Origin of the sequence: Bradyrhizobium tropiciagri, assembly GCF_001189845.1 — a bacterium.
Lineage (GTDB): Bacteria > Pseudomonadota > Alphaproteobacteria > Rhizobiales > Xanthobacteraceae > Bradyrhizobium > Bradyrhizobium tropiciagri.
The window spans coordinates 1-13,643 of sequence record NZ_LFLZ01000124.1 but is presented as its reverse complement, the minus strand read 5'-3'; the positions used below and the strand labels follow the sequence as shown (position 1 = coordinate 13,643).

The 13,643-nt window shown below is 64.5% G+C and carries 15 protein-coding genes and 1 pseudogene; 11 read left to right on the top strand and 5 right to left on the bottom strand.

Annotation, left to right across the window (positions count from 1 at the left end; all coding sequences use genetic code 11):
- From AKN84_RS49790 to AKN84_RS42935, 4 genes and pseudogenes are all read left to right on the top strand, one after another.
- Nucleotides 1-132, top strand: a pseudogene (locus tag AKN84_RS49790) (protocatechuate 3,4-dioxygenase subunit alpha); the annotation flags it as partial.
- Between the two features lie 145 nt (nt 133-277).
- Nucleotides 278-601 (top strand): ArsR/SmtB family transcription factor, encoded by a 324-nt coding sequence (locus tag AKN84_RS42945; protein ID WP_050426376.1) that lies wholly within the window; start codon nt 278-280, stop codon nt 599-601.
- A 9-nt stretch (nt 602-610) separates the two neighbouring features.
- Complete coding sequence (locus tag AKN84_RS42940) at nt 611-1,075, top strand: SRPBCC domain-containing protein (protein ID WP_050426375.1); 465 nt, start codon at nt 611-613, stop codon at nt 1,073-1,075.
- Nucleotides 1,076-1,096: 21 nt separating this feature from the next.
- On the top strand, nt 1,097-1,933 hold the full coding sequence (locus tag AKN84_RS42935) for a shikimate dehydrogenase (RefSeq protein WP_050426374.1): 837 nt from the start codon (nt 1,097-1,099) through the stop codon (nt 1,931-1,933).
- Here the strand turns inward: AKN84_RS42935 and AKN84_RS42930 are convergent.
- The gene (locus AKN84_RS42930; RefSeq protein WP_050426373.1) at nt 1,930-2,838 is read right to left on the bottom strand and encodes a LysR family transcriptional regulator; all 909 of its coding nucleotides are present in this window, start codon (nt 2,836-2,838) and stop codon (nt 1,930-1,932) included. The two genes, AKN84_RS42935 and AKN84_RS42930, sit on opposite strands and share 4 nt — an antisense overlap.
- Before the next feature lie 99 nt (nt 2,839-2,937).
- Between AKN84_RS42930 and AKN84_RS42925 the strand changes: the two genes are divergently transcribed.
- From AKN84_RS42925 to AKN84_RS42910, 4 genes are all read left to right on the top strand, one after another.
- The gene (locus tag AKN84_RS42925) at nt 2,938-3,969 is read left to right on the top strand and encodes a polysaccharide deacetylase family protein (protein WP_050426372.1); all 1,032 of its coding nucleotides are present in this window, start codon (nt 2,938-2,940) and stop codon (nt 3,967-3,969) included.
- 15 nt (nt 3,970-3,984) lie between these two features.
- Nucleotides 3,985-4,374 (top strand): VOC family protein, encoded by a 390-nt coding sequence (locus AKN84_RS42920; RefSeq protein WP_050426371.1) that lies wholly within the window; start codon nt 3,985-3,987, stop codon nt 4,372-4,374.
- Nucleotides 4,367-4,900 carry an ester cyclase gene (locus AKN84_RS42915; RefSeq protein WP_050426370.1) on the top strand — a complete coding sequence of 178 codons (534 nt, stop codon included), beginning with the start codon at nt 4,367-4,369 and terminating at the stop codon, nt 4,898-4,900. The genes AKN84_RS42920 and AKN84_RS42915 overlap by 8 nt, the downstream gene beginning before the upstream one ends.
- Before the next feature lie 100 nt (nt 4,901-5,000).
- A complete protein-coding gene (locus AKN84_RS42910) occupies nt 5,001-6,170 on the top strand; it encodes a Gfo/Idh/MocA family protein (RefSeq protein WP_050426369.1) in 1,170 nt (389 codons plus the stop codon).
- Nucleotides 6,171-6,360: 190 nt separating this feature from the next.
- On the opposite strand, the gene AKN84_RS42905 is transcribed toward AKN84_RS42910, so the two are convergent.
- The 4 genes from AKN84_RS42905 to AKN84_RS42890 all read right to left on the bottom strand — a co-directional run bounded on the left by AKN84_RS42905 (nt 6,361) and on the right by AKN84_RS42890 (nt 11,407).
- Nucleotides 6,361-7,671 carry an ABC transporter substrate-binding protein gene (locus AKN84_RS42905; protein ID WP_050426368.1) on the bottom strand — a complete coding sequence of 437 codons (1,311 nt, stop codon included), beginning with the start codon at nt 7,669-7,671 and terminating at the stop codon, nt 6,361-6,363.
- Between the two features lie 335 nt (nt 7,672-8,006).
- Nucleotides 8,007-9,563 carry an MDR family MFS transporter gene (locus AKN84_RS42900; RefSeq protein ID WP_050426367.1) on the bottom strand — a complete coding sequence of 519 codons (1,557 nt, stop codon included), beginning with the start codon at nt 9,561-9,563 and terminating at the stop codon, nt 8,007-8,009.
- Between the two features lie 193 nt (nt 9,564-9,756).
- Nucleotides 9,757-10,932 (bottom strand): HlyD family secretion protein, encoded by a 1,176-nt coding sequence (locus AKN84_RS42895; RefSeq protein ID WP_050426366.1) that lies wholly within the window; start codon nt 10,930-10,932, stop codon nt 9,757-9,759.
- Complete coding sequence (locus AKN84_RS42890) at nt 10,925-11,407, bottom strand: MarR family winged helix-turn-helix transcriptional regulator (RefSeq protein WP_050426377.1); 483 nt, start codon at nt 11,405-11,407, stop codon at nt 10,925-10,927. The genes AKN84_RS42895 and AKN84_RS42890 overlap by 8 nt, the downstream gene beginning before the upstream one ends.
- 162 nt (nt 11,408-11,569) lie before the next feature.
- On the opposite strand from AKN84_RS42890, the gene AKN84_RS42885 reads away from it, so the two are divergent.
- The 3 genes from AKN84_RS42885 (at nt 11,570) to AKN84_RS42875 (ending at nt 13,525) form a co-directional block, all read left to right on the top strand.
- Nucleotides 11,570-12,055, top strand: a complete 486-nt coding sequence (locus AKN84_RS42885) for a Fur family transcriptional regulator (RefSeq protein WP_028338147.1) — start codon at nt 11,570-11,572, stop codon at nt 12,053-12,055.
- Between the two features lie 170 nt (nt 12,056-12,225).
- A complete protein-coding gene (locus AKN84_RS42880; RefSeq protein WP_050426365.1) occupies nt 12,226-13,182 on the top strand; it encodes a DMT family transporter in 957 nt (318 codons plus the stop codon).
- 154 nt (nt 13,183-13,336) lie between these two features.
- Entirely contained in the window at nt 13,337-13,525 is a 189-nt protein-coding gene (locus AKN84_RS42875) for a hypothetical protein (protein ID WP_050426364.1), read from the top strand.
- Nucleotides 13,526-13,643: the final 118 nt, after the last annotated feature.

Genomic DNA, 13,643 nt, shown 5'->3' with positions numbered 1-13,643 from the left:
ACTGACTCCACCCTCGCGCTGGTGCCGGCCGATCGCCGCGCGACGTTGATCGCGAAGAAGACAGGCGGCAACGCCTACACCTTCGACGTCCGTCTGCAGGGTAACGACGAGACGGTGTTCTTCGACGTCTAGCCTGTGACCGCGCCAATCGGCACGCCAATCCAGCATTGAAGGGACGACCCGAATCCGCTGCGCGCCTTCGCCGCAGCGGATTTTGCTTGACCATGCGTGCCTGTTTATATAACAAGTAATTTATATAAAGGATATGAGATCAAGCATGGCCAACCTCGATGCCGCCTTCTCGGCGCTCTCCGATCCGACCCGCCGCGCGATCCTGGCGCGTCTCGCTCTGGGCGAGGCGACGGTCATGGAGCTGGTCGAGCCGTTCGAGCTGACCCAGCCCGCGATCTCCCGCCATCTCAAGGTGCTCGAGGGCGCCGGCCTGATCGTGCGGCGGATCGAAGGCACTAAGCGGCCGTGCCGGCTGGCGCCGACGGCGGTTGCCGAGATCGATCAATGGCTCGGCATGCTGCGCCGCGCGCTGGAAACCAATTACGACCGGCTGGACGGAGTGCTGGCCGCCATGAAGCCTGAGAAGTGAAGGTGCCCTATGAGTAAGTTGACGCTGAAGACCGAAGGCGACCGCTATATCGTCGTGACCAGGCGCTTCGTCGCGCCGCCCGAAGCGGTGTATCGCGCGCATACCGAGCCGGAGCTGTTGCAGAAATGGCTGCTCGGCCCGGAAGGTTGGTCCATGCCGGTCTGCGTCAGCGAGCTCAGGCCCGGCGGCAGGATCCGTTACGAATGGACCGACGGCAAGGGCGGCGGGTTTCACCTCACCGGCGAATACGTCGAACTCGAACCGTTCAGCCGCATCGTGCATGTCGAGCGCATGCATCTGCCCGATCCGACGCCGGACAATCATGTCGAGACCCGCTTTGCGCCTGACGGTGACGGCACCGTGATGACCATGCGGATGACGCTGCCGGATGCCGAGACGCGCGCGGCGATGCTCGCGACCGGCATGGAGCACGGCATGGAAGACAGCTATGCTCGGCTCGACCGCATGAGCTGAGCTCTGCCGATGTGAGGGACGATGCGCGACCGCTTCCTGACCGGTCTGATCGGGTATCCGATCGCGCATTCGGCGGCGCCTGCGATGCACGAGCAGGCCGCCGCCGCGCTCGGCGTTCACGCGCACTACCAGCTGATCGAGGTCAACGGCGCCGGGCGGGACGAGCTGCGTGCGATGCTCGAGGGCATCCGGCGGCTCGGCTTTGCCGGCGTCAACGTCACCTTTCCCTACAAGGAGGCGGTGGTCGATCTGCTCGATGAGCTCGCACCGGACGCGCGCGCGATCGGTGCGGTCAACACCATCGTCGTCGATGGCTCACGGCTGGTGGGGCACAACACCGATGCCACGGGCTTTGCGCGTGCGATCGAACCTCTGCTCGCCAGCGCGCCGCGCGGCCCGATCGCGCTGATCGGGGCCGGCGGCGTCGGCAAGGCGATTGCCTTCGCGCTCGCCGGCCTTGGTGTTGCTGGGCTACGCATCTTCGACGCCGATGCTGAAAAGGCTGCGCAGCTGGCGGCCCTGTTGCAAGATCATCACGCGGTTCACGCCGCCAGCGTCGAGGCCGCGGTGGACGGGGCCGCAGGTCTCGTCAACGCGACGCCGGTCGGCATGCTGCCGAGCCGCGACACGCCGGTGCCGGATACGCTGCTGCATCCGTCGATGTGGGTCGCCGACGCCGTCTACACACCGCTATGGACGCCGCTGCTGACAGCGGCCAAGGCCGGAGGCGCCTGCGTCTTGACCGGGCGCGACCTCGCGATCAACGCGGCGGCCGATGCATTCAAGCGGTTCACGGGAATGACGGCGCCGCGCGAAGCGATGGCTGCCGCGTTCGACGCTGTGATGGCGAAGCGCTAGGCGCCACCGGCGTTCTGAAACGCGGCCATCCGTTTCGAGATGGCGTCGAGGAACAACCGCACGCGCGTCGGCATCTGGCGTCCTTGCGCGAATAGCGCGCAGACCGGCGCGGGATCGCTGCGCCACTCCGGCAGCACCTGCACCAGGCGGCCGGATGCGAGATCGGGCGCGACATCGACCCAGCTCTTCATGATCAGGCCGGCGCCGTCGACGGCCCAGTCATGCGCGACCTCGCCATTATCGCAGCGCAGCTGCGACGACACCTCGATCTCGGCGGTGCGGCCGTCGCCGTGCACCATCCTCCATCGCGCCTGCGCGCCCCTGTTGTAGAGCAGGCAATTATGCTGCGTGAGATCCTCGGGCGAGGTTGGCGCGCCGTGTCGCATCACATAGCCCGGTGACGCCGCGATGATGCGGTGATTGTCGATCAGCTTGCGCATGATCAAGTCGGAGTCGCGCGGCATGCCGATGCGGATCACGACGTCGATGCGCTCGTCGATCAGCTCGACGAGACGGTCTGTGAGCATCAGCTCGACCGACATTTTCGGATAGGTCAGCGCGAGATTGCGGCAGACCGGGCTGACGTGCGCGCGGCCGAACGCGACGGTCGCGCTGACCCGCAGTACGCCCTGCGGCTCGACGCGGCCGTGTGCGAGCGCGGCCTCCGCTTCATCGACCTCGGCGAGGATGCGCTGTGCCCGGTCGAACAGTCTTTGTCCTTCCTCGGTGAGCGCGAGGTGGCGGGTGCTGCGCACGATCAGGCTGGTCTCGGTCCGCTTTTCCAGCGTCGCGAGCCGCTTGCTGACGACGCTAAGCGCCACCCCCATCTCGCGACCGGCGGCGGACAGGCTGCCTGACGTGACGATCTTCGCGAACGTGCGCAGCTCGGTGATGTCGTCCAGCATGGATTGTTTCCAATAAGTGGAAGATATGTTCAATCTACAACAGATAATACTCCAAACGGAAAGAGCATAGGTTGATTTCCATCAACACGGAGATCAGCCATGACCCACTCTTCCTCCTCGATCCAACTCAGCCGCCGCGAAACCCTCCAGGCCGTTGGCGCCGCCGGCGCCCTGGCTGCTGCCGGGCTCAGTGCCGCGGCCCAACCGGCCAACGCTGCATCCGAGACCCAAGCCCCGCCCAATGGCGGCGGCTTCTGGCCCAACGGCGCACGCCTTGCGGTCAGCCTGTCCCTCATGTTCGAGGGCGGCGGCCAGCCGATTTCCGGCGCCGGCGGCGTCATCCCGGATCCGATCGAGAAGGGGGTGCCCGATCTGCCGACCAACGCGTTCTTCGCCTACGGCCACTATGAAGGCATCCCGCGCATCCTCGACCTGATGGACAAGCACGGCATCAAGTTGTCGTCCTTCATGATCGGCAAGGCGGTCGAGACCTCGCCCGATATCGCCAGGGAGATCGTGCGCCGCGGCCATGAGGCGGCTGCGCATGGCCGGATCTGGAGCAACTCGTATCAGCTGCCGAAGGATCAGGAGAAGCGCTTCATCGCCGACAGCGTCGAGACGATCCAGAAGATCACGGGACAAACCCCGATCGGCTGGAACGCGTACTGGATGCGCAACTCGGTGCACATCCTGGAAACGCTGCAGGACCTCGGCTTCCTCTATCATATCGACGAGCCGAGCCATGACGAGCCCTTCATCGTGCCGGTGCGCGGCAAGGATTTCGTCACCGTGCCCTACACGATGCACATGAACGACATCGTCTCCTTCCCGTTCCAGGGTTGGAATCCGGCCGCCTACGAGCAGGCGCTGAAGGACGAGTTCGACCAGCTGTATGAGGAGGGCGCAAAGCGCCGTCGGATGATGGTGATCAGCCTGCACGATCGCATCTCCGGCCATGCCGGCCGCGCGCGGGTGCTCGATCGCTTCCTGTCCTACGCCAAGAGCAAGGGCGATGTCTGGTTCGCACGCAAGGACGAGATCGCCCGCTATGCGCTCGCCAATCGCGCCAACACGCAGGTGATCCAGCGCGGCGCGCCCAGCGTGACCGGCCTGCCCGGACCAACGGCCTGACCGCGGGAGGCATCGATGCTCGACCACGTCACCCTGCGTACCAAGGATCTGGAAGGCACCCGTGCCTTCCTGGAAAATCTGCTGGACGTGAAGCCGGGCTATCGCCCCGGCTTCGCCTTCCCCGGCTACTGGCTCTATGCCGACGGGGAGCCGGTGGTGCATCTGGTCCCGGGCGAGGGCACTCCCAACGATCCACGCGGCGAAACCATCGATCATGTCGGCTTCCGCCTCGAAGGCTATGAGGCCTATCGCCACAAGATCGAGACGCTCGCCATTCCCTATTCCACCATGGACCTGCCGGAGCTCGGCGAGCGCCGGTTGTTCGTCCGCACGCCGACAGGCATCCTGCTCGAACTGGTGTTTCGCGAGCGCAATGCCGCAACGAGGAGCAAAGACAATGCGTAATATCTTGGCCGCCACAGCGCTTGCAATGGGCGTGCTGCTCGCGGCGCCCGCACGTGCCGACGAGGTGAAGATCGACGATCTCGTCGTCGCGACCGCGGTTCCGGCGGCCGAACGCGATGCCACGATCAGCGCGGCGAAGGCGTTCTATCAGTTCTGGAACAGCGGCGACGAGGCTGTGCTCAAGGCCGCGATATCAGACAAGTTCATCGATCACACCCTGCCGGCCGGCCGCCCGCAAGGGCCGCAGGGCCCGGCCTTTGCCTCGAAGAATTTTCGTGGTGCAGTGCCGGATCTCTCGGTCGAAGTGGTCAAGATGATCGTGGCCGTCGATTACGTCACCGTGCACATGCAGTTCCGCGGGCATTTCACCGGCAGCTTCGGTACGACCAAGGGCAGCGGCCAGGCGATCGACTTCATCGCCACCGATCTGCTCAAGGTCACCGGCGGCCGTGTCACCGACAATTGGCATATCGAGGACAACCTGACCCTGCTCTCCAAGATGGGCGTCGCCAAGCTCACGCAATGATCGGAGGGCGGCAGGCGCTTTTCTGCCGCCGCATGCATCGACCGGCTGCGCTGCTCGGCTATGATGGGTGCCAACCCCGCGACCTCAGAGGCATCCTCAGATGACAAAAATCAGGATCGGTCTGGCCGGCTGTGGCTTCGTATCGGAGCTGCACATGTACGCGTACCGGCGCGTCTATGGCGTCGATGTCGAGGTGAGGGCGGTCGCGGCGCGCGGTGATCATGTCATCGAGTTCGCGCGCAAGCACACAATTCCCAATGCCTATCGCAGCTTTGCCGAGCTCATCGCCGACCGCGAGCTCGATGTCATCGACATCTGCACGCCGCCCAATCTGCATGCCGCGATGATCGTCGAGGCGATGCAGGCCGGCAAGCACGTGATCTGCGAGAAGCCGTTCAGCGGCTATTTCGGCCGCGATGGCGACAGAGCGCCGATCGGCAAACACGTGCCGAAGGCGCTGATGTACCAGCGCGTGATGGAGGAGATGGAGACAACGCGCGCCGCGATCGAGAAGACCGGCAGGCTGTTCATGTATGCCGAGGACTGGATCTACGCGCCGGCGGTGACCAAGATCGCGGAGATCATCCGCGCGACGCGCGACAAGATCCTGTTCATGAAGGGCGAGGAGAGCCATTCCGGCTCGCACGCCGGGCACGCCGCAGAGTGGGCGATGACCGGCGGCGGCTCGCTGATCCGGATGGGCTGCCATCCCTTGTCGGCCGTGCTCTATCTCAAGCAGGTCGAGGCCAAGGCCCGCGGCGAGACCATCACCGTCGCTGGAGTCACCTGCGACGTCGGCAACGTCACGGCCGCCCTCAAGCCGGAGGAGCGCGCCTACATCAAGGCCAATCCGGTCGACGTCGAGGATTGGGGCACGCTGACCGCGACCTTCTCCGACGGTACCAAGGCGACGGTGTTCTCCGGCGACATGATCATGGGCGGCGTCCGCAATTTGATCGAGACCTACACGAGCGGCGGCTCATTGTTCGCCAACATCACCCCGAACACGCATCTGACCAGCTACCAGACCTCAGAGGAGAAGCTCGCGAGCGTCTACATCACCGAGAAGGTCGATCGCAAAACCGGCTGGCAATATGTCTGCCTCGAGGAGGAATGGACCCGCGGGTACTTGCAGGAGATCCAGGACTTCATGGAATGCGTCGCGACCGGCCGGCAACCGCTCGCCGATCTCGCGCTGGCGTATGAGACGACGAAGGTGAACTACGCAGGGTATTGGTCGGCGGACGAGGGGCGGCGGGTGGTGCTGTAGGTTGCCGGCAACAGCGAGATCGCCGTCGTCTCGTCCGCGCTTATTGTGCCCGACCCGTCATCCTGAGGTGCGAGCCCTTGCGAGCCTCGAAGGATGAATCGGCCACCAGCCGGGCCGTCGATCCTTCGAGGCTCGCCGAAGAGGCTCGCACCTCAGGATGACGGGGACGGACAACCGCAACTGGTACGCCCTACGCCCCGTACACCGATCCCTTCGGCAGCGGGAATACCGGGTCCTGCGTCCTTATATTCGTCGGCCACACCACGGTGATGCGCTCGCCGGCGTTCTGCATCACGACCGGGGTCGAGCGCTCGTTCTGGCCGGACATCGGCGTGCCCGGCGGATAGAACTTCACGCCATAGCCCTGGATGGTGCCGCCCGGCGGGATGTCGACATCGAGCGCCGCCTTGCGGATCGCCTCGGGATCGAAGCCGCCATATTTCTCCTTGGCGACCGGCAGCACGTTGTTGAGCAGGATCCAGGTCTGGTTGAAACCCATCGAGCAGTGCGGCGGCACTTCGGTGGCGCTGGTCTTCTCGCGGTAGCGCGCGACCATGGTCTTCGTGAGATCGCCGACCCCGGGCGCCAGCTTGGCGGGATCGAGCAGCTGCGCCGGCACGGGGTCGATGTTGCAGAAATTGTCGATGTCGGCGCCGAAGGTCGCGCGCAGCTTGTCGAGCTGGCTGTAGCCGGCGCCGGCGCCGAACAGCATCTTGAATTTTAGCCCGCTCTCGCGCGCCTGGCGCAGGAACAGCGTGATGTCGGGGTTGTAGCCGGCATGCGAGATGATGTCGGCCTTGGCGCGCTTCAGCTTGGTCACCAGCACCGAGAGGTCGGGCGCGGAGGCCGAATAGCCTTCCTTGAGCACGACCTGCAGCCCGGCTTCCTTCGCGAAGGTCTCATCAGCGGCGGCGACGCCGACGCCGTAGGGCCCGTCCTCATGGATCAGCGCCACCTTGACGTCCTTCGGCTCCATGCCGAGCCTGGCCTTGGCGTGCTCGCCGAGGAAGCCGCCAAAGGCCTGGCCGTATTGGTCGGAATGGATCTGCGCGCGGAACACGTATTGCAGATTCTTGTCCTTGAACACTGCGGTCGAGACCGCGGTCGTGATCCAGAGGATGCGCTTCTGCTGCTCGACCTTGGCGGCGAGCGGCACCGCGTGCGAGCTCGCGAACACGCCGTTGAGGATGTCGACCTTCTCCTGGTCGATCAGGCGATTGGCCTCGTTGATCGCGACATCGGGCTTGCTCTGGGAATCGACGTTGACCGGTGCGATCTTGTATTTGCCGCCGACGCCGCCCTTCTCGTTGACGAGATCGATCGCGATCTGGGTGCCGATCGAGGAGGCGACCGAGCCGCCGGCGGCGAACGGACCGGTCAGGTCGTAGATCACACCGATCCGGACCGTCTCGGCCTGCGCCTGCGCGCGTGTCCAATCGAAGCTGAAAGCAGCGGCGGCAGCCGCTGAAGTCTTCAGCAGCGTCCTGCGTGAAGTCGGCATCGCGTCCTCCCCTGAAACCGTCAGTTGTGTGACGGGTATTATTTTCGGGGAGTATTGGGAGGGGAGGTTGGAAAGTCAACGCGATTGCGAGCGCAGTGTCTTGCGCTTTGGTCGAGTGCGCTTTGAGTTTGCAGTCAAGAAATGTGAGAGCGGTTTCACCCTCCCCTGGAGGGGGAGGGTCGGCTCACATTGAGCGAAGCGAAATGTGTGCCGGGGTGGGGTGATCTCTCAACACGGGCACTGCTGGACGTGGAGAGACCGCCACCCCACCCCGCTGCGCATTCCGCTTCGCTGCATGCGCAACGACCCTCCCCCTCCAGGGCAGGGTGGGGACGTTACTCCATCACCGCGGCATGGTCCGACGGTGCCGACTGCGCGCGCAGCGCGGCCTTGGTCGAGCCGATCATCAGCGCGAGCGGGATCGAGACCAGGATGAAGATCATCACCAGCTGGTAGTCGTGCGAGAACGCGATGATCTGCGACTGCGCCGCCACCATCCTGTCGGCCATCGCGCGGCCGGCATCGGTGTTGAGGTTCATCATGCCTGATACGTCGGGCATCTGCAGCGCGTGGTTGAACGGATTGATCTGCTCCGACAGTTTTGCGTAGATCCGCCGTCCGCCTTCCGTCAGCTGCGCGATCACGATCGAGATGCCGACCGAGCTCGCGACGTTGCGCAGCAGCGTCAGCATCGAGGTGCCGTCGGTGCGCAGCTGGTTCGGCAGCGTCAGGAACGCCACCGTCGACAGCGGCACGAACACAAGCCCGAAGCCGAAACCCTGGATCACGCTGACGACGATGATCTCGTTCGCCTGGGTCATGTCGGTCCAGCCGGTCATCTGGAACAGCGAGGCCGCGGTCAGCCCGAGGCCGGAGATGATCAGCGTGCGCGCCTCGATGTAGCGCATCAGGCGGCCGACCAGCATCATCGCGACGAAGGTGCCGAAGCCGCGGCTCGCCAGCAGCAGGCCCGCGGTGATGATCGGGTAGCCGACCACGTTCTGCAAGTAAGGCGAGGACAGCGCCATCGTCGAGTACAGCACGAGGCCCATCACCGTCATGAACACGCAGCCGCCGAGGAAGTTCTTGTCCTTGAACAGCGCGAACTGGATGAACGGCCGGCTGGTGGTCAGCGAATGGGCGAAGAAATAGTAGAAGCCGATCGCCGAGATGATGAATTCGATCATGATCTCGTTGGATTCCAGCCAGCCGAGCTGCTCGCCGCGGTCGAGCGCCAGCTGCAGCGAGCCGATCGCGACCGCGAGCGCGCCGAAGCCGAACCAGTCGAAGCGCAGGTTGAGGTCCTGCTTGGTCTCGTCCATGAACACCGCAAGGCCGAGCACGGTGATCGCGCCGAACGGCAAATTGACGAAGAACACCCAGTGCCAGGAATAGGTCTCGGTCAGCCAGGCGCCGAGCGAGGGGCCCATGATCGGGCCCATCATCACGCCCATGCCCCAGATCGACATCGCCTTGGCGCGCTCATGCAGCGCATAGGAATCCAGCATCACGGCCTGCGACAGCGGCACGAGCGCGGCGCCGAACACTCCCTGCAACAGGCGGAACAGCACCATCTGGTTGATGTCCTGCGCGAGGCCGCACAGCACCGAGGCGATGGTGAAGCCGGCCGAGCAGATGATGAAGATGCGCTTGCGGCCGTAGCGATTGGCGATCCAGCCGACCGGCGCGGTCATGATCGCGGCTGCGACGATGTAGGAGGTCAGCACCCAGTTGATCTGGTCCTGCGAGGCCGACAGCGAACCCTGCATATAGGGCAGCGCGACGTTGGCGATCGTGGTGTCGAGCGCCTGCATGATCGTCGCGGTCATCGCGCAGATCGTCACCATGTTCCGGCGCATGCCGGGTACGGCGGATGGTGACGGTGCGTTCATTCAGTTCAGTCCTGTTCGCTGATTGCAGCGGGAATCACCTCTCCCCATCGGGGAGAGGTCGCGCCGAAGGCGCGGGTGAGGGGGATCAGGTTCCACGAGAGAGCGTAACCTCACCCGGATTGCATCTGACGATGCAATCCGACCTCTCCCACAAGGGGAGAGGTGGTACGCTGGGCTTCGATCTTGCTCCATCTCAGTCCTGGTGATCCGGGTGCGCCGAGGCCGAGCGCAGCCCGAGCAGGCCGGCCAGCGTGCGGCGGTGGTTGGTGTCGATCGTGGCGTAGACGCTCATGCCGGCCTTCAGCTTCTTCACGAACGGATCGTTCTCGTCGAAGTAGATCCGCACCGGCACGCGCTGCACCACCTTGACGAAATTGCCGGTGGCGTTCTGCGGCGGCAGGATCGCGAACTGCGCGCCGGTGCCCGGCGACAGCGAGCCGATCTTGCCCTTGAATTCGTGGTTCGGGAACGCGTCGACGTCGAGCGTCACCGGCTGGCCGACCGCGACATAGGTGAAGTCGCTTTCCTTCGGATTGGCATCGACCCAGGGATGGTCGACGTCGATCACCGAGAACACCGGCGCGCCCGCGGTGACGAAGCGGCCGAGCTGGATCTGGTCCACCTGGGTCGCGACGCCGTCCATCGGCGCGCGCAGCACGGTGTGGTCGAGGTTGCGCTGCGCGTCGTCGAGCTTCGCCTTGGCCTGGGCGTAGGGCGGGAATTTCTCGATCGGCAGCTCGACATCGCCGAGCAGCTGCGTCTTGTCCTTGGAGATCTGCTGCTTGATGTATTGCGCGAGGCTCTCGGCGGTCACTTGCGCGTTGGCGGCGTTGTCGAGGTCGAGCTGCGAGCCGAAATTCTGCTTGGCGAGCGTCGATTTGCGATCGACGTCGCGCTTCTTCAATTCGATGCTCTGCTGGGCGAATTCCAGCATCCTGGTATTGATCTTGATGTTGTCGACCAGATTGTCATAGGTGGTCCGGGTCTGGTCGAGCGCCGCCTTCGCCTGGTCGACCGCGAGGCGGAACGGCACCGGGTCGATCTCGAACAGCTCGTCGCCCTTCCTGACGTGCTGGCCTTCCCTGACGACGATCTTGTCGATCTTGCCGGAGATTTCCGGCGTGATCAGCACCTTCTGCGCGCCGACATAGGCGTCGTCGGTGCCGACATAGCGGCCGCCATTGAGATAGAACATGCCGCCGGCGATCACAGCCACGATCGGCAGCACGACGAGCAGCAGCACGCGGCGATAGCGCCGCAGCCCTGCCATCAGGCGACGGCGCGGCTCGCGGCTGGCCTTGCCGGCCGGCGCCGATACGCCCGGATTGCTCTTCTGCTCGGGGGCGAGTTTGAGGACGGGTTCAGCCATAGCGCTGTTCCTTTCGGGAGGGCTCGCCGGCTGGGCTTTGGATGGCATTGCGAACGTTTTCCTTGATCGATTCCAATTGAGTGAGCAGGCGGTGCGCGTCTGCGGGGCTAATGCCCTCGAGCGCGGTCGCGGTGAGTTCGGAGCGCAGGCCTGCGAGCTTCCCGAGCAGCGGGCGCGCGGCCTTCTTCAGATAGAGGCGGTTGACGCGGCGGTCGTTCTCGTCGCTGCGGCGCTCGATCCAGCCATTGTCGCAGAGCTTGTCGATCAGCCGCGTCAGCGTGATCGGCTGCACCTCGAGCAGCTCGGCGAGCTCGGTCTGCTTCAGCCCTTCCTGGCGTTCCACCTTGGACAGGACCGCCCATTGCGCGCGGGTGATGCCGTAGCGCGCGGCCTCCTTGTCCGCATAGACGCGGATCAGCCGGAACAATTCGCCCAGCGTAAACATGAAGTTCGCGTCCACGGAACCGCGCATCAATGTCATCTCCATAAGCTTGGGATATAATAAGCTTGCTTATGAATTCTGCACATCGGGTTAACGGAGGGCTGCTCCGCATTGCGCACATGGCTGCATGGCGGCGCCGGACCGGGTCCGGGCCGGGCTATGGGAACGGGCGCAAAAATGCTACATATCGAGGCAATGAGCCTGGCCAAGCCGACCTTTCCCGCCCCCGACCACGATCACGGCCGCTGCGCCGCGGACGCGATGGCGCATGCCGAGCAGGTTTGTGCGCGCCGCGGGCAGAAATTCACCCCGATCCGGCGCCAGGTGCTGCAGGCTCTGCTGTCGAGCCACCGCCCGCTCGGCGCCTATGAGGTGATCGACGAGCTGGCCAAGACCATGCCGCGCCCGGCACCGATTACCGTCTACCGCGCGCTCGACTTCCTGATGGAGAACGGCCTCGTGCACCGCATCGAGAGCCGCAACGCCTTCCTCGCCTGCGCCCACGACCATGACGAGACCTCGATGGTGGCGTTCTTGATCTGCGACCATTGCGGCTCGGTCGGCGAGATCCCGGCCGCCCCCGTCGCGCAAAGCCTGACCGCCGCAGCGCGGGCATCGGGTTTCATCCCGAAGCTTTCGGTGGTCGAGATCGCCGGCACCTGCGCGCATTGCCAGAAATGATTGTCGCCAAGATATTCCGAAGTCTTTCCCCGTCATTGCGAGCGGAGCGAAGCAATCCATCTCCCCGCTTGCTGAGGCATGGATTGCTTCGTCGCTCCGCTCCTCGCAATGACGGCCTAAATCGAGACTGAAACAGAACAACACGGCAGCAAGCCGGCCCGCGAGGAAACATGTCGACCCAAGCGATCTCTGCCACCGTCACGAGGCCCGCCAGCGTCGGCCACGGGCTGCCGCCCGGCGCCATCGCATTGATGCTGATGCTGTGCGTGAGCTGGGGCTTCAACCAGCTTGCGGTCAAGCTCGCGCTGCCCGACGTGCCGCCGATGCTGCAGGCGTTGATCCGCTCCTCGGGCGCGCTGCCGGTCATGCTGATCGTCGGCCATTTGCGCGGCGTCAAATTCTTCGAGCGCGACGGCACGCTGGTGCCCGGCATCATCGCCGGGCTGATGTTCGGCTGCGAGTTCGTGCTGATCTTCACTGGTCTCGTCTTCACCTCGGCCTCGCGCGCCTCGGTGTTCCTCTACACCGCGCCGTTCTTCGTCGCGCTCGGCTCGCACCAGTTTCTCGGCGAGCGCCTGTCGACCGTGCAATGGAGTGGGCTGGCGCTGAGCTTTGCCGGCGTCGCGCTCGCGATCGGCGTGCCGCAACCCAATGTCGATGCCAAGGTGCTGCTCGGCGACCTCATGGTGGTCGGCGGCGGCGCGCTGTGGGCGGCGACCACGCTGGTCGCCAAGGGCACGCAGCTGCGCAAGGCCGCGCCGGAAAAGGCGCTCGGCTATCAGGTCGCGATCTCGATCCCGATCCTCGGCCTCGCGGCCTGGATCGCAGGCGAGCGCATCGAGCACGTGCCGAGCGCGCTGTCGATCTCGCTGCTCGCCTATCAGGCGGTCTGGGTGGTCGGCTGCACCTTCGTGATCTGGTTTGCGATGGTGAAGACCTATTCGGCGAGCAAGCTCTCGGCCTTCACCTTCGTCACGCCGCTGTTCGGTGTCGTCGCGGCCTATTTCGTCATGCACGACACGCTGACCCCAGTGTTCGGCGTCGCGGCGTTGTTCGTGATCGCAGGCCTCTATCTCGTCAACAAGCCGGATCCGAAGGTGACGCCGGATCCGAACGTGCCGGCGTGATTGGAGCGAGCGTCGAGCAAGGGCGGATTGGCGCAGCTTCATTCGCTGGCTTGTGTCGGCAAAACAAGCCCGTGGTCCGGTGTTGATTTGGGTCAAAAGTACCCCCTATATTCCGTGAAGTCTCTCATGCGAGGGAAGCCGAGGAGGCACGCCGATGCCCGTCGATGCCGCTGATGCAATCGAAGCCGGAATCCGGTCCGCGTTCACCGCATATTCCAAAGAGGACGATCCGGATTGGCGGAGTGCGTGCTGGATCAAGCCGGATGAGTGCTCCCATCTGGCAAAGAACATTTTGAAGGAATTGGCGGCGAGAGGCTTCGAGATCGTCAAGAAGCCGGCCTAGCTGCGCGCCCTTGCGGCAAACATTCAGCGTCGTCCTGGCGAAAGCCAGGACCCATTACCCCGAATGCGTATTGCTTGAGCGATCCAGGGCCGCAATCCCGTTCATCCCCAAATGCGGT

Excerpts from the sequence above, each read along its gene's own strand:
- AKN84_RS42945 (WP_050426376.1), top strand. The coding sequence starts at position 278 with ATGGCCAACCTCGATGCCGCCTTCTCGGCGCTCTCCGATCCGACCCGC.
- AKN84_RS42940 (WP_050426375.1), top strand. The coding sequence starts at position 611 with ATGAGTAAGTTGACGCTGAAGACCGAAGGCGACCGCTATATCGTCGTG.
- AKN84_RS42935 (WP_050426374.1), top strand. The coding sequence starts at position 1,097 with ATGCGCGACCGCTTCCTGACCGGTCTGATCGGGTATCCGATCGCGCAT.
- AKN84_RS42930 (WP_050426373.1), bottom strand. The coding sequence starts at position 2,838 with ATGCTGGACGACATCACCGAGCTGCGCACGTTCGCGAAGATCGTCACG.
- AKN84_RS42925 (WP_050426372.1), top strand. The coding sequence starts at position 2,938 with ATGACCCACTCTTCCTCCTCGATCCAACTCAGCCGCCGCGAAACCCTC.
- AKN84_RS42920 (WP_050426371.1), top strand. The coding sequence starts at position 3,985 with ATGCTCGACCACGTCACCCTGCGTACCAAGGATCTGGAAGGCACCCGT.
- AKN84_RS42915 (WP_050426370.1), top strand. The coding sequence starts at position 4,367 with ATGCGTAATATCTTGGCCGCCACAGCGCTTGCAATGGGCGTGCTGCTC.
- AKN84_RS42910 (WP_050426369.1), top strand. The coding sequence starts at position 5,001 with ATGACAAAAATCAGGATCGGTCTGGCCGGCTGTGGCTTCGTATCGGAG.
- AKN84_RS42905 (WP_050426368.1), bottom strand. The coding sequence starts at position 7,671 with ATGCCGACTTCACGCAGGACGCTGCTGAAGACTTCAGCGGCTGCCGCC.
- AKN84_RS42900 (WP_050426367.1), bottom strand. The coding sequence starts at position 9,563 with ATGAACGCACCGTCACCATCCGCCGTACCCGGCATGCGCCGGAACATG.
- AKN84_RS42895 (WP_050426366.1), bottom strand. The coding sequence starts at position 10,932 with ATGGCTGAACCCGTCCTCAAACTCGCCCCCGAGCAGAAGAGCAATCCG.
- AKN84_RS42885 (WP_028338147.1), top strand. The coding sequence starts at position 11,570 with ATGAGCCTGGCCAAGCCGACCTTTCCCGCCCCCGACCACGATCACGGC.
- AKN84_RS42880 (WP_050426365.1), top strand. The coding sequence starts at position 12,226 with ATGTCGACCCAAGCGATCTCTGCCACCGTCACGAGGCCCGCCAGCGTC.
- AKN84_RS42875 (WP_050426364.1), top strand. The coding sequence starts at position 13,337 with ATGCCCGTCGATGCCGCTGATGCAATCGAAGCCGGAATCCGGTCCGCG.